This window comes from Mycobacterium sp. SMC-8, from assembly GCF_025263565.1.
Lineage (GTDB): Bacteria > Actinomycetota > Actinomycetes > Mycobacteriales > Mycobacteriaceae > Mycobacterium.
The window spans coordinates 5,180,413-5,198,673 of sequence record NZ_CP079865.1; the positions used below are offsets into that span (position 1 = coordinate 5,180,413).

The 18,261-nt window shown below is 68.3% G+C and carries 13 protein-coding genes; all 13 read left to right on the forward strand.

Annotated elements, in window-relative coordinates; genetic code table 11:
* Nucleotides 1–110 precede the first annotated feature (110 nt).
* The 13 genes from KXD97_RS24975 (at nt 111) to KXD97_RS25035 (ending at nt 18,261) form a co-directional block, all read left to right on the forward strand.
* The gene (locus KXD97_RS24975) at nt 111–350 is read left to right on the forward strand and encodes a DUF732 domain-containing protein (RefSeq protein ID WP_260753154.1); all 240 of its coding nucleotides are present in this window, start codon (nt 111–113) and stop codon (nt 348–350) included.
* 456 nt (nt 351–806) lie between these two features.
* On the forward strand, nt 807–1,892 hold the full coding sequence (locus KXD97_RS24980) for a hypothetical protein (protein WP_260753157.1): 1,086 nt from the start codon (nt 807–809) through the stop codon (nt 1,890–1,892).
* Nucleotides 1,847–3,880 carry a DUF6603 domain-containing protein gene (locus KXD97_RS24985; protein WP_260753159.1) on the forward strand — a complete coding sequence of 678 codons (2,034 nt, stop codon included), beginning with the start codon at nt 1,847–1,849 and terminating at the stop codon, nt 3,878–3,880. The genes KXD97_RS24980 and KXD97_RS24985 overlap by 46 nt, the downstream gene beginning before the upstream one ends.
* Before the next feature lie 3 nt (nt 3,881–3,883).
* A complete protein-coding gene (locus KXD97_RS24990) occupies nt 3,884–7,228 on the forward strand; it encodes a hypothetical protein (protein ID WP_260753161.1) in 3,345 nt (1,114 codons plus the stop codon).
* Nucleotides 7,229–7,231: 3 nt separating this feature from the next.
* Nucleotides 7,232–10,702: a hypothetical protein gene (locus KXD97_RS24995; protein ID WP_260753162.1), complete on the forward strand. Its 3,471-nt coding sequence runs from the start codon at nt 7,232–7,234 to the stop codon at nt 10,700–10,702.
* Complete coding sequence (locus KXD97_RS25000; protein ID WP_260753164.1) at nt 10,608–11,633, forward strand: hypothetical protein; 1,026 nt, start codon at nt 10,608–10,610, stop codon at nt 11,631–11,633. The genes KXD97_RS24995 and KXD97_RS25000 overlap by 95 nt, the downstream gene beginning before the upstream one ends.
* Nucleotides 11,623–11,778 (forward strand): hypothetical protein, encoded by a 156-nt coding sequence (locus KXD97_RS25005; RefSeq protein ID WP_260753166.1) that lies wholly within the window; start codon nt 11,623–11,625, stop codon nt 11,776–11,778. The genes KXD97_RS25000 and KXD97_RS25005 overlap by 11 nt, the downstream gene beginning before the upstream one ends.
* Nucleotides 11,778–13,595 carry a hypothetical protein gene (locus tag KXD97_RS25010; RefSeq protein WP_260753168.1) on the forward strand — a complete coding sequence of 606 codons (1,818 nt, stop codon included), beginning with the start codon at nt 11,778–11,780 and terminating at the stop codon, nt 13,593–13,595. Before KXD97_RS25005 ends, KXD97_RS25010 begins: the two co-directional genes overlap by 1 nt.
* Nucleotides 13,596–13,715: 120 nt before the next feature.
* Entirely contained in the window at nt 13,716–14,675 is a 960-nt protein-coding gene (locus tag KXD97_RS25015; protein ID WP_260753170.1) for an ABC transporter substrate-binding protein, read from the forward strand.
* Entirely contained in the window at nt 14,672–15,541 is an 870-nt protein-coding gene (locus KXD97_RS25020) for an ABC transporter permease (protein ID WP_260753171.1), read from the forward strand. Before KXD97_RS25015 ends, KXD97_RS25020 begins: the two co-directional genes overlap by 4 nt.
* Nucleotides 15,538–16,275, forward strand: coding sequence for an ABC transporter ATP-binding protein (locus tag KXD97_RS25025; protein WP_260753183.1), 738 nt, complete (start codon nt 15,538–15,540; stop codon nt 16,273–16,275). Before KXD97_RS25020 ends, KXD97_RS25025 begins: the two co-directional genes overlap by 4 nt.
* Nucleotides 16,259–17,857 (forward strand): FAD-binding protein, encoded by a 1,599-nt coding sequence (locus tag KXD97_RS25030; protein ID WP_260753185.1) that lies wholly within the window; start codon nt 16,259–16,261, stop codon nt 17,855–17,857. The genes KXD97_RS25025 and KXD97_RS25030 overlap by 17 nt, the downstream gene beginning before the upstream one ends.
* Nucleotides 17,854–18,261, forward strand: a complete 408-nt coding sequence (locus KXD97_RS25035; protein WP_260753192.1) for a ferredoxin family protein — start codon at nt 17,854–17,856, stop codon at nt 18,259–18,261. Before KXD97_RS25030 ends, KXD97_RS25035 begins: the two co-directional genes overlap by 4 nt.

Below are 18,261 nucleotides of genomic sequence, written 5' to 3' on the forward strand. Positions count from 1 at the left end.
GACGATTACTCGCGTCGCCACGATCGTGGCCCCGGTGAGAGATAGAGGGGTGCGCCATGAACAAGAAGCGCGGGGTCGAACACCTCATCGGAGGTTGTACGGTGCTTCTGATGTTGCTCGTAGCCACGGCGAGCCCGGCGGCAGCCGATGAGAACGACTTCCTCTACGACCTGAACAACGCGGGCATCGGTGGGCCGCCCGACAAGCTGATCCAACTCGGCTGGAGCATCTGCGGTCAGCCAAGATTCTCATCGATCGCGGCCATCGACAAGGACACCGAATTGACCGAGGGCGACGCGGGGTTTCTGTATGACTCGGCCGTCAGGTTCCTGTGCCAAGGCGGACAGTGAGAATATCCCGCTGATCCGGGTCCGGAGTTCGATGATGGCGCGTACCCCGAACCTTCCAGAGGTTCTTCTCGCCGACGGAGCAACCCTCGATTTGCCGTCGACGAAGCAGTCATCACGAACCCGTCATCGTGACCAACGGGCAGCCTTTTCCACGCAGGTGGGCAACTTCGGCGAACCCCCAGGTTGTCGAGCACGTAATCACCGCATTCAGCCATCACATTTGGCCACGCCGAACCCTGGTGGCCTCCGGTGGGCAAGAGCACCCTTCTTTGCCTCTTCACCGGCCCGTACCCCTCCCCCGGTGACGATCAATTTCCTTAGTCAACAAGCGATTCCGGCACGTGGCTGCAAAATCCCGATACGCACCCCGCAGCGCGTCCGGGTGGCCACAATTGTTCCCGAGGCCACTTTCCCGAACGTGAACTCGTTCGGTGCTCATGCCGTCAGTGGGGGATCATGACAGACATCGCCACGGGGTTCCTTCGAGCCATCGAGTCCTTCCTCAACTCCCGTCTCGGGCATATGGCCGAGACCACCTGGGACGACACGGGCCCCTTCCTCGGCGCGGTCGTCACCTTCGACAGCGCGCAGCGAAAGGCCAAGTTCGACGAACTCAAAGCGGACATCGAGGCGATGGGCCCCGTCTTCGAGAACATCGGCAAGAAGATCAAGAAGCAGACCGAGCTCATCAAGAAGATGGTCGCCGAATCGAAGACGGACATCGGCGACGACGACTTCGATTTCGACGTCGCGGCCCGCGTCGCCATTCGCATCGGGATGGCACTGTCGGCCGCCGACGAGGCTTACAACATCATCGCCACCGAACTCACCAAAGACGCCGCCGGACAGGTCGACGACAACATCCGAACCGGCCTCATGGACCTGTGGAATCCCACCGCCCAACCCTTCAAGGACCTCGGCGCCGGCGCCGGAAATCTGCTCAACAAGTTCGGCAGGCTGTTCGGAATCCAAAACCTGCTCGGCGATCTCGGCGAGACACTCGTGCTGGACCGCGAGGGCAACGGCTTCAAACTCGTCGTCAAGGCCGCCAAATCCGGGCCTGCCAGGCTCGGGGCCTTAACCCTCGACCAGCTCTCGTTCGAAGGCTTCCTCCAGTTCAGCGACCGCGAGATCGCCCACCCCACCGACGAAGAGAAGAAGTCCCTGGTCCAGCGCGGCGACAAGTACTACATCGGCGACGTCGGCATCATCGGTCTGCGCATGCGCACCATCCTGCAACCCGGGCTCACCAGCGACCCGCTGCTCGCGAAGGTCATGCCCGGTTCCAGTGAGCCCAAGACCACCACCATCACGGCCGTCTCACTGGACACCGGGCAGGGCTTCTATCTCGGAGACGGCCGCGGGAACGAGAAAGCCGTTCTGCCGGTGCGGTTCTCCTATCCGGCGGTGGAGCTGCGCGAGATGGCCCTCGGTTTGGTGCGCAATCCCGCGCGTGAGGTCACGGCCTTCGAAATAACCACGTCGATCGCGGCGAAATGGGAGATGCGGTCGGCATGCAGGTCGTCGGCGGCGGTCTGGTGATCACCCCCGAGGGCGCCACCGAGCAGCAGGCGATTTTCGAGATGCCCGTGTCGACCCGCTGGCCCGACGCGATCGGGCTGCGCGTCAAGGCGGGTCCCATCACCGGCGGCGGCTTCATCCAACGCGTCGAACGCACCTACAAGGTCGACGGCAAGGACGTCAAGCGCATCGAGTTCGGCGGCGTCATCCAACTGCAGATCCTCAAATTCGGTGTCTCGGCGATCGTCATCCTGTCACCGGATCCGTTCTCGCTGGTCCTGGTGATCGGGGTGCGCTTCCCCGTGGCCATCGAACTGAGCTTCGGATTCACGCTCAACGGCATCGGTGGCATCCTGGCCATCGACCGCGGCCTGTCCCTCGAGGCGCTCAAGGCCGGGATGAAAGACCACCTCCTGGACAAGATGCTGTTCCCTGACAACCCGGTCGCCGACGCTCCGAAGCTGCTTGACAAGGTCGCCAACGTCTTTCCCCCACGCTCGGGCGGCTTCGTCGTCGGTCCCATCGTCGAACTCGGGTGGGGGTCTCAGGCGAAGTTCGTCGAGATGAAGCTCGGTGTCGTGCTGGCGCTCCCCGACCCCATGATCGTGGTGCTCGGTTCGCTGCGCGTGCGCGTGCCCACCAAAGAAGCTCCGATCACCGACATCAAAGCCGACGTCTTCGTAGCCATAACGCCGGACTATCTTCTGCTCTTCGCGAGCATGCGCGACTCGAAGATCGCCGGCTTCACCGTGTCTGGTGACCTCGGTCTGTACATCGAATGGTCAGGCTCGGGCGGGTTCGAGTTCTCCGTCGGTGGTTTCCACCCCGAGTACGAAAAGCTCGTCGGGAAGAAGCCCAAGCTCGGCGAGATGGACCGGCTCACCATCGATCTGTCGCCGGCGAAAGCCATCAGCTTCGTCATCAAGGCGTACTTCGCCATCACCGCCGGCTCGGTACAACTCGGGATCGACGGCAGGCTCAACGCGGACTTCGCCGTGATCACCGCGAAAGCGTGGCTGACGCTTGACATGATCTTCATCTGGTCACCGCGGTTCGCCTTCAAGGTCTCCATAGAGGTCGGTGTCGAAGTCGAATTGCTGGGCTTCACCTTCGCCTCGATCATGTTCCGCGGATCGCTGGAAGGCACCCGCCCCTTCAAACTCGCCGGACACCTCAAAGTGGACGTCTGGTTCCTGCCCACCTTCGACGAAGACCTCGGACAGATCACCTGGGGTGACGAGGAGCCCCAGAAGCTGCCCCCGGTCGACGCCCTCGCCTTGGCCGCCGCAGCTCTCAACGAGCCCGACTCGTGGAAGGCCACGCTGCCCGAGCACGCCGCTCAGATGGTCACGCTTGCCGAGGTCGACGACGTGTCCGGGCGCATCGCTCACCCACTGGCCGGGCTCGAGGTGTCGCAGACTCAGATACCGCTCGGGGTGAAGATCACCCACGTCGGCGCGTCACCGGTCACAGCGGACATGGTCACCCTCGGTATGCCGGTGTCCTCGGCCGGCGAAGCTGCGGCGGTCAGCGAACTCCGCACCCCGTTCGCCCCGGGTCACTTCTTCGACCTCGAGGGCGAGAAGCTGCTCGCCCGTTCGGGTTTCGAAGAGCTGCAGGGCGGTTGCCGGATCGCCGCGGCCACCACCCCCAAACTCGGCGCGAAAGCCCAGGAGAACGTCGCCTATCGCACCTACGTGCGCAACGAAGCGGACCGGCTCCTGCCCGATCTTCGGGAGAACTGGAAATTCGCCGCCTTCGGAAGTGCATATGTCCGCACCAGCAACGTCGGTCGTATCACGGCCGCCGCCGCGAACCCCTATCTGCCCAGACCTCCCGCCGACCCGCCCGTCGACATCCTGCCGCAGGGCACGTCCGCGCTCACCGACATCGCCACCGGTGGCCTGCTCCTGGCCGGTCTCGGCGCATTGAGCGCCACCGAGGCCGCCGTCATCGCCGATTCCGTGGGCGCCGCCGGATCGGCTGTCCGGACCACCGTGAGGGGCTGACTGATGACCGATATCGATGCCGTCGCCGCCCAGGTCGTGATGCCGCTCGGCAAGACAGCACGCAACGTCGTCGCGGATGCGTTCAAACTCGTTGTCCCCGAAGAGGAGCGATTCGTCGAGAGCAAGGTCGCGATCGAGAAGCTCGAGTTCGCATCGTTCGCGGTCGGGGGCCTCGCAGCCGCGGCTGAACAACCCGCCCAGGGCGCGGCGCGGTCGAGTTCCAAAGTGACGCTTCCGCTGGCGGACAGTGCGGACGGGCAGGCGAGCGCCGGGTTGACGGTCACGCTGTACGGTCCCGGCGACGTGCGGGGTATCGATCCCGCGCAGATCGTGCGCCGGTACCCGGCGCCCGGCACGCTCAGCGCGGAGGAAACGATCGTCGCGCACGTCGAGTTCAACCGGCCTGAGCTTCCGTGGGCCTTCTCGGCGGCACCCGCGGCGGGCACGCTGCGGCCGTGGCTGACCCTGGTCGTGGTCGAAGGGTCTGCGGCACAGTGGGAGTCGGGCACCGGCCTGCTGCCGGTGCTGCGTGTGGCCCGGGACGCTCTTCCGCCGCTGACCTCCGTGCACCTGTGGGCGCACGCCCAGGCCCCGCAGACCGACAGCGGAACACCACTGGAGGTGCGGATGTCTGCCGAGTACGCCGCGGTGAACCTGTCCCGTCTGCTCTCGCCACTTGTGCTGCGCGAGAACACCGATTACGTCGCCGCGGTCGTTCCCACCACCGATGTCGGTGCGCGCGGCGGGCTCGGTCTCACCGGCGGCACGCTCGATCCCGCGTGGACGTCGGCCTCGGAAGACCCGGTTCGGCTACCGGTGTACGACCGCTGGGAATTCCGCACCGGACCCGACGGTGACTTCGCCACCCTGGCGCTGCGGTTGACCGGGGTGGTCGCGCCCTATGAGGTGGGCCGGCGCTTCATCGACGTCTCCGAACCCGGCCGACCGCTCGGCTCGCTGCCCGCCGGCCAACCGGGCGGCAAACAGGTGCTGCGCTGCGCGCTGTATTCGCCCTCGCCACCGCCGACTCCGGAGAAAGCCGAAGCCGAGACGGCGGTGTGGCCCGACGCGATGGTCGACGAGCTACGCAGCGAGCTGGATCTTCCCGCCCAGATCGAAGGCACACAGGAACGCACACAGGACATTCCGGACCTTCCGATCGTCGGCCCGCGCATTTACGCCAAACTGCACCGCGGCGCATCGGTCATCACCGGCGACGACTGGTTCGCCGAACTCAACCTCGCCCCCACCAAGCGCATCATCGCCGGACTGGGCACCCGCGTCGTGCAACGCGACCAGGAACAGCTCATGCAGGCCGCGTGGGCGCAACTCGGCGAAGTGGAGAAGGCCAACCGGGCCATCCGCCTCGCACAGTTCTCCGAACTGCTGGCCCAGCGGGTGCACCGCAGACTCGCCGATCTACAGCAGGGTCGCCTCCTGCAGGTGGCCGCCCCGCTGGCGGTACGGGTCTCGATCTCCGACGGTCGCACCCTCGCCGCGCAGGTCGCCTCCAGCGCCACACCGGCGACAGCACTGGCCGGAGCCTTCCGGCGGACGACTCGTCCCGACGGGCCGGTCCTTCGCCGGGCCGGCGCCCAGACCCGGCAGCGCGCCGGAGAGGTCGTCGGCACGGGCGCGGCCATGCGGGACTTCACCCGCGTCTACGAGAACCCCGACGGTGTCGGCGCGCTCAGCAGCCAGGCCCTCGCGATGCTGGACGCTTCACTCGTCGCCACCGCGATCGGCATCCCTGTCGGCACCGTGCCCAACGCTCTCACCGCGGCCAACGCTGCGATGGCGGGCGGCCTCGCAAGCCACCTCACGGACACCGGCAGCTGGGCCGCCCCACAACAGGACTTCGATCTGGGGGCGGTGATCGTCGATCAATGGCGTAACCGGGTTCTGGAAGGCACGACCCTGCCCGCACTCAAAAGAGTTCGCGCACAACGGGTCGGTCCTCTCGCGGCAGAGTTGGCGAAGTCCGCGGTCGCCACTCGGGTAGGCATGCGCGGGCAGTTCGAGAGCCAAGCCCTTGACCTCAACGACGTGTTGGTCGAGCGGGTCGGAGGTGTCGACCGTGTCGGCGGTTTCATCGCCCCCGACGGCGACGGGCACGTGCGCCGCGGGGGCGGATTCGCGCACGGCGGCGCGGTGCTGCGCGGTGCCGCCATCGGCGGGGCCGTCGCTCGTTTCCCGGGTGCAGGTCCCCGGCTTCCAGCGACCCGCGGACGATTACCGAGCAGGATCCGCGGCCTCAATCACATCGACTCGTCGGTGCTCATACGCGTTGACGAACACAGCCCCGCTGAGACCAGAACCCGCGCGCTCGGGCAACTGGCCGAGCTCGGTGAGGTGCGGGCCACCCCGTTCCTGGATCGAGCCGATGCCTTCTCCGTCACGACGCTGCGTGACGCGATGACGGTTTTCGCCGACCCGGGCGGTCTGCTCGACATCGACAAGGTACCGCGGAGAGGCACCCTTACCGTCGACACGCTGTTCGAGCGACTCGACCCGGCACATACCGTCCGCTCTGCGCTCAATGGTCGGCTGCGGCTCTCGACCGCACTCGCGCCAAGCTGGTTCGCCAGACCGTTCATCACACCGATCATGGCGGCCCCGCGGTTCGACCGGCCCATGTATCAGGCGCTCAACGACTACAACCGCGACTGGCTGGTCCCTGGGCTCGGACTGCTGCCCGACGACGATTTCGTCACGGTGCTGAGTTCCAACAGCGAGTTCATGGAGGCCTTCCTGATCGGGCTCTCTGATGAGATGGGCCGCGAACTGCTGTGGCGCAGTTACCCCACCGACCAACGGGGAACCTATTTCTGGAGGTTCTGGGATGCGCAGGACGACGAGCTCAGACAACCCATCCACGCCTTCTCACACCTCCCGCTGTCGAAACACATCTCGGCCGGCGGAACCGGCGGCAGCGAGCCACGCGCCGTGATCGTCGTGAAGAGCGAATTGGTGCGCCGCTACCCCGATCTCATCGTCCAGGCAGTCAAAAACCCCGGTCCCGTCGACAATCCGGACTTCGACGAGGGCGCCGTCGTCGCAGAGCAGTTGTTCTCCGCCCACCTCGAACCCGACATCGCGCTTGTCGGGGTCAACCTCGCAATAGCGGAGATGGACGGGCCCGAGTGGTGGATCCTGATCGCCGAACATCCCACGGCGACGCGTTTCGGGCGGCCACTCGACGCCGACATGGACGCCGGAGACCTCATCAACGGACGTTTCCTCAAAGTACCCGCGGCATCGAACTCGGCGGAGTGGGCCAAGGCCCGCCTGCACGATCCGGTGCGCGTGGCGTTCCAGGCGACCGACCTGATCCGCAGAGGGGACTGAGCAGTGCCCATCGACACGCCTTTCGAGCTACTTTCCGCCCGTAACACCATTGCCACCCTCGCCGACCAGCGCAGCCGTCTGATCTCCGGGCCGATGGACCGGGCACGGCGCCGCGACCTCGCCCGCGTCGACCTCGAACTGGCCGGCCGCATCGGCGGGATCTTCGATCTGATCGACCCTTGCGACGCCGCCCCCGACGTGCCGCTCGTACTGCTGCCGGTGCGCGTGCAGACCAAGATGAAACCGGGCACATCGACCCTACGGGTGCGGATCACTCCCGACGAGGTGCACATCGACAGCCTGCTGCGGTCCATCACCGAACCGGAAAAGACTGCCGGACAGGCCTACTGGACTGCGCTCTGGTCGGGCGCCGAGGCGGCCCGCGCCTGGGGCGAGTTGGTCAGCGCCGTCGGCGCGAGACGCGCGGGCTGGATCGCCCATGCCACCAGGCCGACGAACCCCGACCAACGGGGAGCCGCACCACCGGCGTTTCCGGACTCCCCTGTCGAGATCGCCGACGGCACTGTGGCGCGCTGCTTACCCGACCACTTCGTCGTGCGGGTCTACCCGCAGGGCGCAGAACCGATCACCGTCTCCGGTAGCCCCATCGCTCGCGACCTATCCATCTCGCCGATCGCCCTCGGTGACAACGAGGTCGTCGACGCCGGCGGTCTCACAGTACCGGCCGGTTCGGAGTGGACCGTCGACTTCGATCAGGCGGTCGCCGTCGGAATGGGCGTGGAAGTCGAGCTGCCTCCGGGGACCACCGTCATCGACACGCTGGTGGTGGTGGGCACCCGACGGTCGGTCTCCGAGCAGCAGAATGCGGCCGACTTCGCCGACCTGTTGACGAGTCACCGCTTCACCGACGGCTTTTCGCTGCCGGCCGCCGGCACCCCCACCAACAACGCCGAGGCCGACCGATCGCCTTACCGTCCCGACGCGATCGCCGGGCCTCCCCCGACCGTCCCGCTCACACCGTCGGCTGATGCGGGCGCGCTCGGCCGTCTCCTCGGCGTGGACGCCACGATCATCGAGAACCTGCTCGATACCGAGGAGCCACGCTCGTCACTCGGTGCGGCTCAACAGGCCGCCAACACCGCGCTGTGGTTCGCCACCTGGGGGCCGGTCCTCGACCGCATCGACGATGCGAGCCAGGCGGTCACCCCGGCGAACATCGAATCCGCGCGGCGGGCGCACCGCGATCATGTGCGCGGCGCCGGGCATGCCCCCGCCGTGCGGATCGGCGCGCAACCCTACGGTGTGCTGCCCGTGACCGACCTGCACCACTGGACCCCTCGTGCAGGAGAGACGACAGCCCGCCTGGTGCCGCTCGTCGAACGCGCCGTCGGACGCTGGGTCATCCGCTCCCGGAGCCTCCCTCATATCGGCCCCGGCGACGACGTCAGCGACGAGGCGCTGCTCGACATGCTCGGCACCAGCCCGGTGGCCCTCGGGGTACGAGCCCGGCCGGCGGTCGACGGTGCCCAGTTGTCGGCATGTGCGGCGGCCGTCGGCACCGACCAGGCCCGCGTGCGCGCCGAACTCCAAATCACGAGGGCGATGCTCGCTCAGTACTCGCCCACGGCGGCAGCGTGGTTCATGCCGCCGTCACTCAACAAGGAAAGCCGAACCATCGCGCTGCCCCTGGTATCCGAGCGCGACGCTGAGGTGATCGACCAGATCCTGGCCGACGGCAGCCCCGCGGTCGACAGCGTCCTGCAGGCCCTTCTCGACATCGCCTGGGACACCGCCAAGGCCGCGGGCTTGTCGTCTGCGCCCGAGGCCTATGTGCCGCCGCTTCTCGACCTGCTGACGATACCGCCCGACATCGCAGCGATGGTGCAGGCCGCCGCCACCCCGGGAAGTGCCGCACCTCAACCCGATTGGGTGTTCGCCGCCGCCGACTCGCTACGTTCCACCGTGCATTTCGCCGGCCAGCCGACCGACCGGATCAGCCTGGCGGCCATCGAGCCGGTACCCGAGATCCGCACATCGCTGGCACAGGTCGCGCTCGACCTCGGCGACACCGCCGAGGCCCGGTGGATCGGCCAGAACGCGATCGCGGGCATCCTCGATGCGTTCGCCACTCGTGGTGAGGTGAGCGCCGCGATGACCGCCTTGGGCGCGATGCCGATCGAGGAACGTCGCATCGCCGTCGCCTCGGCCCTCGACGTGGCGTCGCACCGGGTGGACGCGTGGGCGACCGCGCTGGCGTCATCACGGCTGCCCGGCGATGCCGAACCCGCCATGACGCTCGGGGCCTTCGGATATGTGGAGGACATCCGGCTCGGCACGCGCGGCCGGGAACCGCAGGGATGGCTGCACGCCCCGAGCAGCTCTCACGCCGTGGCCGCGGGCATGCTGGCCAGTGCGAAACGCTCGAACATCGGGGCCAAGGACGGCCGCGAGCCCTTCGCGATCGACCTGTCCAGCCGGCGCGGCACCGAACTGCGCCGCGTCCTCGAGGGTGTCAAGGCGGGTCAACCGATCGGTGCTCTGCTCGGCTACCAGATCGAACGCGCCCTCACCGGATCGGCCGCGCGATTCCAGCTGACGCTGCGCGAACTGGCACCGCTGATCACCGACGAACTCGACAACGACCTCGCCGAAGCCGACCGCAGCACGCGGGTGGCGGCGGCCAACGTCGTGGACGGTGTCGGACTCCTCCGACAGTTCCCCGTGGAAAGCCTTACCGGGGCTGCTCCACCGCTGAAAGCGAAACTCGGTGTGCGACCGGCGAACGCGTACATTCCTGACGGCGGCTGGGACGCTGTCTCCGCAGAAGAGTGGGATTGCGTGGTGGGCGCGCTTCAGAGTGCATCCGCGACCCTGGACGCGGTGGCCGACGCGCTGCTCAGCGAATCGGTGCTGCAGTACGTGAGCGGCAACCCCGCGCGGGCGGGCGCCGCGATGGACGCGATGGCAGCCGGCGGTTCGGTCGACCCCGAGCTCGCGGTGCTGCGCGTGCGCCAGCCCGGCCGCACGCTGACCCACACCATGTTCACGGTCATTCCCGTCGATGCGCCCGGATGGTCGACCACGCGCCCGCGGGCCATCGCCGAGCCGCGCCTCGAGGCGTGGGCGGCGCAGCGTCTCGGTGATCCCGCGGCCATCATCGTCACCGACGCCGACGGCGTACGCCACACACTGGCAGAGGCGGGGTTCGCCGCGCTGGACTTGGTCTTCAGTGACGACCTCGCCACACTCGACCGGGATCTGCGCGCCGCCATCGCCGGAATGGGAGACACCCCGCTCGCGGAGAACCGGGGCGACGACTGGCCGGTCGGGGCGATGCCGATCGTCGCCGCGGCGACGCTCGCCGCAACCCTTCGCGGCGTGGTGTCCGGCGGGGAACCCGCTGTCTCCCAACGATCTGGTGCGTCCCGGCGCCGGGCCACAGCGCACCATAGATGTCGACGATCTGCTGCGCCGATGCGACGCCCTGCTCGACACCTTGGACGAGGTACTTGAGGCCGGTGAGGCGGTGATCGCCACCATCGACCCGGAATCACATGCTGTCGACGAAGCAGATGTCGGCGCCGTGGCAGAGGCGATCAGCGGGTTGGCGGCATTCGGCGTGCCCCTTCTGCCCGATCGCGCCATTCCCACGAACGCCGGCTGGGCGTGGGGGGCGTGGCATACGGCGGCCGCCCGGCTCGACAACGCCAGAGCTGTACTCGACGACATCCGGGCACCACGCGACACGTCACCGAGCCCGGGAGAGTTCGTCGACGCTGCCGCCGCGGTGGCCCAGGGAATCCTCGGCGACGGGTTCCGCATGCTCCCGCTGCTCGAACCCATCCCGGGCCCAGACGATTTCGTGGACGCGTTGACCGCCCCCACCTTTCCCGCACCCGCACCCGCGAGGATCGGTGCCTTCGTCCGCGACCACGCCACCGTGCGCGCCGGAGTCGGCCGGTTGGCCGAAGCCCAACTCCTCGGTCGCGCGCTCGGTCGTCCGGCCGCACTCACCGTGGTTCAGCTCACCGAACGCGACGCCGGCGTGGCAGCGCCTGGAACAGGCCGGTGGCTGGCCGGGCCCCTACCCGACGACACCCCGTGGCCGTCACACAGCGCGGCACATCTGGTGGTCGAGCTGGTCTCTGCTGCAGCCGGATTCCGCGGACGGTTCGCCGGCTTGGCATTCGACAGCTGGGTTGAGACACTGCCGTTCCAGCCCGACGCGCGGGCCTTCGCCGAAGGTGCAGATGCCGACAACCCGCTTCGCGCGGCCCGTGCCACCACCGGCTTGGCGGTGCACGCCAACCAGGCATCCGCACGCGCCCCCCCAGGTCGTCCTCTCCGCGGTGTCGCCAGACGGAGCACGATGGACCACCGACTCGGTCGTACGGGCGGTGCTGTCCGCCGTCGATGTCGCGAAGTCCCGGTTGGTGACGCTTGAGACGGTTCCCGGGGACGCGGCGATCCTGCCGGCCATCTACGTGGCCAGTCCATGGTTGCAGCCGCGGAAGGGCTTCGCGTTCGGCGAACTGGCCGCGGTCACATGGAACCAGGCGGCGGCGCCGTTCCTCTCGGAGGTGAAGTGATGGCCGAGATCGACCCACTGGTCCTGATCGCGTCGAAGGTCAACCCCCACCTGCTGGAGCTCGCGAGCCAGCTGCAGCTCATGAATCCGCCCGCACTCGTGCGGCTCGAGCCCGACTCCACCACCGGTGACCCCGCACCGGGCTCGGAGGCGCGCCTGGCCGACCCCGCATGGATGCTCGGGCGACAGTGGCAGTTCGGCGAATTGACCGGCGAGGATGCCGGATCCGCGGTGTCGGTGCGGGTCACTTCACGCGCGTTGCCGATCACCGCGTGGGCTCCTCTTGACGACACCACGGTCGATCTCGACGCGGTGCAGTGGCGACCATGGCATTCCGGGGCGATCCTCGAAGAACTGCTGCAGGATGTGCCTGCCCTCGCCCTCGGCTCCGGGTTGCGGCAGCGCGCCGAGGCGGGCGCGCAGCTCGCCGATCTGCTCACCGATGCCGGTGAGACGGAACTCGCTGCGGCACTCTCACTTTCACACCGGTTGTCCCTCGACGACGATCCTCAGTCGCCCGAACAGCCCGTTGCCGGGGAGTCCGAGGCCGACCGGGTAGCGCGTTTGCAGAGGGTCGCCGCCCGGGATGCGCTGGATCCCCAGGCCAAACGGCTGCTCACGGTACTCGGCGGCGCCGTCCCGGACGGCCGCGCGCTTGCCGCCGACCTGGCGGCCGGCGATCCGCCGTGGCTTGCCGACGCCCACGACGCAGACGCCGTGCGCTCGGTGCTGAGCACCTGGCACACCTGGTTGACCGGCGCGGCAGACTCGGGTGGCGCCTGGTCGACGGAACGTCTGGAATACCGTTTCGCGCTGCGCTTCGGCGATGGCGACAACGCCGTTTTCGCCCGCGGAACACAGTTCGGCGCCGCGGAGATCCGTTGGAGCGATCTGGAATGGGTGGATACCGCCAGTGGCGACCTGCCCGACGGAGCGCCGACGGGCTCTCCCGTCGAGACCACGGCGACCATGCTCGCGACCCCTCTGCGTTTCCCGGGCATGCCGGCGGACCGGTACTGGCAACTCGAGGACGGCAAGGTCGACCTCGGAGCGATCGAGGCGCAGGATACGGACCTCGCGCGACTGTGCCTCGCCGAGTTCGCCATGTCCTCGGGTGACGACTGGCTCGGCGTTCCCGTCGACGGTCTGCTCGGCGCGATCAATCAGGTGACCGCGGTGCACGTCACCGACGACTTCGGCGAAACCGTTGCGGTGCCGGAGTTCTCGGATCCCAACTTCACGATGTTCCGGGTGTCCACAGCCACCGGCCGCCCGCTGCCCGGCGTCGTCTTGCCACCGGTCGCGGCAGGCACCCTGGTGGGCGACGCGGTCGAGGAGGTGCTGTTCCTGCGCGACGAGATGGCCAACATGGCCTGGGCCATCGAGCTCACGGTGCAGGGCCGCAGCGGTGATCCCCGGTCGCGGGCCGGTGAGCCACAACCGGAGCCGGATCCGTGGCCGCCGGACCTCGATCCCGAGGAACGCCTGTACCGGCTGCAGACGGCCATACCCGCGCACTGGATACCTCTCGTGCCCATCGCGCCGCGACCGGGACAACTCGCCTTGCGGAAAGGTGCCTTGCTGCGCGACGGTGTCCCCGTCGAGGCCGTCGGAGTCACCCTTGCCCCCACTCCGTTGACGTTCCCTGGTGAGGAGTTGCCGCGCGAGGGCCTACATCTACGCGCCGTACCGGTGCTCGCACGCCGTGCCGACGGCACCTATGTGCGGTGGACGGCATACCGCGTCCGAACCGGCCGAGGTGAAGCCTCCAGCAGGCTGGCCTGGGATTCCGCACTGGCGATCAACGACCTTCGCTGACACGATCCACCGGGACCTTCGGGTCACGCTGATCGCAACCGTAGTCTCCGCTCGACTGGTGACATCTACTTGGGCCGATCCGTGTTCCTGACGCGAAAACCCCTCCCGGAGGCCCACCCCATGCTTCGCTACTTCGTGCGCACCGCCCTGACGCTTGCCATCCTCGGTTCGGCCGTCGCCTGTGGCAGCAGTGATGACGGATCGGAGGGTTACACGCTGCGCATCGGCGCGACGTCCCCGACCGGCACTCCTGCCGGGTCGCTGGGCTGGGGTGACAAGCAGGGCATCCTCGCCGAGCAACTCAAGGGAGCCGGCGTCGACAAGATCGAGTACTCGTTCTTCCAGTCCGGCAGCGACGTCGCATCGGCGTTGTTCGCCGGTGCCATCGACGTCGCCGCGATCGGCGACAACCCAGCGCTGCGCGCCCGCAGCCGTGACCCGAAAGTTGTTCTGCTGAGCCTTGACTCGGTCAGCGGCGACGCCTGGCTGGTCGGCGCCAAAGGCGGCCCGACCGACATCGGCGGGCTGGTCGGCAAGTCGGTGACCGCACCGCAGGGAACCATCCGCGACCGGGCGGCCAAACAGCTGATCGACGCCGCCGGACTCAACGGCAAGATCCAGGTCCGCGACGTGCCGACGCCCGAGTCGATCGCGGGCCTGAGCTCCGGGCAGATCGACGCCACGGTGGTCACCGGGGCCAGCGCGATCGAGTTGCAGCACAAGGGCTTCCCGATCATCGACAGCCTCTCCCGGCACGGTCTGGGCAGTACCGGCACCAACATCGCGTTGACCACGTTCACCGACGAACATCCCGGGTTCGCCGACGCGTGGCGCCAGGCCGTCACCGCGGTCAACAGCGACATCCAGAAGAACTTCGATCAGTACACCGACTGGGTCGCGCAGACCGACGGCACCGAGGTCGAGTTCGTCAGGGAGGCGACGCGACCCGACGAGTTCAACACCGAACCATTCCCGAGGCAAGGTGTCGATCAGCTCCAGGCCGCCTACGACTTCCTCGAGGCCGACGGCTCCCTGGAGGGCCGGTACTCGGTGACGGAGTGGGCCGGAGCGCAGTCATGACCGTCGTCGCCACCCCGGTCCGCGCCGAGGCGTCGAGCCCGGACCTGATCGACGTCGTCGCCGGCCACCGCCGTCGGCGCAGCGTCTGGGCCCGCATCCCGCGCCCGCTGCGCCGGATGATGGGACCGGTGCTGATCCTGTCCGCATGGGCCGTCGGTTCGGCGACCGGACTGCTCAACGCTGATCTCTTCCCGCCGCCGGCGGATGTCGCGACCACCGCGTGGCGCCTGCTGACCGACGGCCAGCTCGCTCTTCACGTCGGCGCGTCGGCCACCCGGGTGCTGACCGGCACCGTGCTGGGCATCACCCTCGGCGTCCTGCTCGCGGTGCTGGCCGGGCTGACCCGCACCGGCGAGGACCTGCTCGACTGGACCATGCAGATCCTCAAGGCGGTACCCAATTTCGCGCTCACCCCGCTGCTGATCATCTGGATGGGCATCGGCGAGGGCCCGAAGATCGTGCTCATCACCCTCGGAGTCGCGATCGCGATCTACATCAACACCTACTCCGGTATCCGCGGGGTGGACCAACAGCTGGTGGAGATGGCCCAGACGTTGGAGGCGCGCCGCGTCACCCTGATCACCAATGTGATCCTTCCCGGTGCGATGCCGAACTTCCTTGTCGGCCTTCGCCTCGGGCTGTCCAGCGCCTGGCTGAGCCTGATCTTCGCCGAGATGATCAACACCACCGAGGGCATCGGCTTCCTGATGTCGCGTGCGCAGACCAACCTGCAGTTCGACGTCTCCCTGCTGGTGATCGTGATCTACGCGGTGGCCGGGCTCGCCTCCTATGCGCTGGTGCGACTGCTGGAGCGGGTGCTGCTGTCCTGGCGCAACGGCTTCGGCGGCTTCGAGGGCGCGGCGTGACCGCCCCTGTGGTCACCATCCGCAACCTGCATCGCGCGTTCTGCGCCCAGCAGGTGCTGGACGGTCTCGACCTCGACATCGCCGACGGCGAGTTCGTCGCGATGCTGGGCCGTTCCGGTTCAGGCAAGAGCACGCTGCTACGCATCCTCGCAGGCCTCGACGGGCAGGCCGACGGGTCGGTGATCGTGCCGCGTTCCCGGGCGGTGGTGTTCCAGAACCCGCGCCTGCTGCCCTGGCGCCGGGCACTGGCCAACGTCACGTTCGCGCTACCCGACGCCGGCCCCGACGCCCCCAGCCGGACCGCGCGCGGTCAGGCAGCGCTCGACGAGGTCGGCCTGTCCGGCAAGGTTCGGTCGTGGCCGCTGTCGCTGTCCGGCGGTGAGGCCCAGCGTGTTTCACTGGCCAGAGCCCTGGTTCGGGAACCCGACCTGCTGTTGCTCGACGAACCGTTCGGCGCACTGGATGCGCTGACCCGGCTCAAGATGTACCGCCTCCTGCATGACCTTTGGGCGCGCCGGCACATGGCCGTGCTGCACGTCACACACGACGTCGACGAGGCGATCCTGCTCGCCGACCGGGTGGTCGTGCTGTCCGAGGGCCGGGTCTCGCTGAACCGTCAGGTGGAGTTGCCGTTCCCCCGCAGCCGCGGCGACGACGGTTTCGACGAACTGCGTCGGGCACTGCTGGCCGAACTCGGCGTCGCGGAGGAGGTCGGGCATGACCGCAGCCGGTGACGTCGACATGCATGTCACCGACGTCCTGGTGATCGGCGGCGGTCCGGCGGCCACCTGGGCTGCCGTTGCGGCCGCCGAAGCCGGAAGCCGGGTCACCCTGGTGGACAAGGGTTATTGCGGTACCAGTGGGGCCACCGCCGCCGGTGGCAACAATCTGTGGCTGATCCCGCCCGGCCCGCGCCGCGAGGACTCCATGCGTGAACGCGAGGCGGCCGCCGGTGGCCTGACCGATGCCGATTGGATGGCACGGGTGCTGTCGGCGTCGTGGGACCGGATCGAGCAGCTGGCCCGATGGGGCTATCCGTTCCCGGTCGGGGACGACGGGCGGCAGCTGCGCAGCAGCTTGCAGGGCCCGGAGTACATGCGCCGGATGCGCCGCAAGGCCCACCGCAGCGGGGTGCAAATCCTCGACCATCATCCCGCGACCGCACTGACCACCGATACGGATGGAATCGTCAACGGGGCCAACGGAATAGCACGCCAGGAGGGCGGCCGGCGGTGGCGGATCGGCGCGGGTGCGGTGGTACTGGCCACCGGCGGCACCGCATTCCTGTCGGGGTCGTTCGGCACCAATGTCGACACCGGGGACGGATACCTGATGGCCGCCGAAGTGGGCGCCGACCTGTCCGGCATGGAGTTCAGCACCGCCTACGCGTTGGCACCCGAATGGGGCACCCACACCAAGGGACGGATGCTGCAATGGGCCAGTTTCTATGACGAGCACGGCCGGCCCTTCCCCGCCGAGCGCGGCCTGGCCGGGCGCAAGGATGCGCAGCGGGCACTGGCGCGCGGTCAGCGGGTGTTCGCCCGGCTGGATCGCGCGCCCGAGCACATCCGGCAGACCATGCGCGATGCCCAGCCGAACTACTTCCTGCCTCTCAACAAGGCAGGCATCGACCCCTTCGTCACCGCCTACCCGCTGCGCATGGTCTACGAAGGCTCGGTACGCGGAACCGGCGGCCTACGGATCACCGGGCCCGACTGCGCCACCACCGTTCCCGGTCTGTTCGCCGCGGGTGACGCCGCGACCAGGGAACTGATCACCGGTGCGATCAGCGGGGGCGGCAGCCACAACGGATCGTGGGCGATCGCGTCCGGATCGTTCGCCGGTCGCGGCGCCGCGGAGTACAGCCGCCGACGCACCGTCGATGAACCCGTCGAGCACGACCGCCTCGGGCTGCGACCCGGCCACCGGAACGCACCGACCGTCGACGAAGTGGTGCGCGCAGCGCAAAACCAGATCCTGCCGCCTAAGCGCAGCCACCTCAAATCCCATGCTCGGCTCACCGAGTCGGCCGATGCCCTCGAAAGCCTGTGGCGGGACATCGCCGGCGGGCTGGCCCCGGTGCCGGCACGCGAGGCGTACAAACCGCGGCAGGCGGTCGCGCTGGTGGCCACCGCCCGCTGGATCACCGCCGCGTCGCTCGCCCGTTCCGAGAGCCGGGGTCTGCACCGCCGCGAGGATCTGCCCCAGATTGACCACCGGCTCGCCCACCGGATCCTGGTCGGCGGGCTCGACGAGGTCAGGACAGCACCGGATCCGGTTGCTCCGCAATTGATCTCTGCGGAGGCAGTGGCATGATCGAGATCGTCAGCTCGACTGCGTGCATCGCCTGCGACGTGTGCATCAAGGTGTGCCCCACCGACGTGTTCGAGCGCGGCGAGGACGGTATCCCCGTGATCGCCCGGCAGTCGGACTGCCAGACCTGCTTCATGTGCGAGGCCTACTGCCCGGTCGATGCGTTGTACGTCTCCCCCGTCTCGGCGCCCGTCGGACCGGACAGTCCGCACGCCGATGAGGGCGCCGTCCGCCGGCACGGCCTGCTCGGCGGGTACCGCGAGATGGTCGGCTGGGGCCGCGGACGTACCGCCGGCGCGCTTCGGGACCGCAACCCGCTGTTGAAAGCTGTTCCACCGCTGCCGGAATCGCGACTGCCGGTGCCGGCGACCCCGGTGGATTCCCCCTGGGATCATCCGGCGGACTGA

Bases quoted from the DNA above. Each gene is read 5' to 3' on its own strand.
- KXD97_RS25035 (WP_260753192.1), top strand. From the start codon at position 17,854: ATGATCGAGATCGTCAGCTCGACTGCGTGCATCGCCTGCGACGTGTGC.
- KXD97_RS24975 (WP_260753154.1), top strand. From the start codon at position 111: ATGTTGCTCGTAGCCACGGCGAGCCCGGCGGCAGCCGATGAGAACGAC.
- KXD97_RS25015 (WP_260753170.1), top strand. From the start codon at position 13,716: ATGCTTCGCTACTTCGTGCGCACCGCCCTGACGCTTGCCATCCTCGGT.
- KXD97_RS24990 (WP_260753161.1), top strand. From the start codon at position 3,884: ATGACCGATATCGATGCCGTCGCCGCCCAGGTCGTGATGCCGCTCGGC.
- KXD97_RS24980 (WP_260753157.1), top strand. From the start codon at position 807: ATGACAGACATCGCCACGGGGTTCCTTCGAGCCATCGAGTCCTTCCTC.
- KXD97_RS25010 (WP_260753168.1), top strand. From the start codon at position 11,778: ATGGCCGAGATCGACCCACTGGTCCTGATCGCGTCGAAGGTCAACCCC.
- KXD97_RS24985 (WP_260753159.1), top strand. From the start codon at position 1,847: ATGGGAGATGCGGTCGGCATGCAGGTCGTCGGCGGCGGTCTGGTGATC.
- KXD97_RS25030 (WP_260753185.1), top strand. From the start codon at position 16,259: ATGACCGCAGCCGGTGACGTCGACATGCATGTCACCGACGTCCTGGTG.
- KXD97_RS25020 (WP_260753171.1), top strand. From the start codon at position 14,672: ATGACCGTCGTCGCCACCCCGGTCCGCGCCGAGGCGTCGAGCCCGGAC.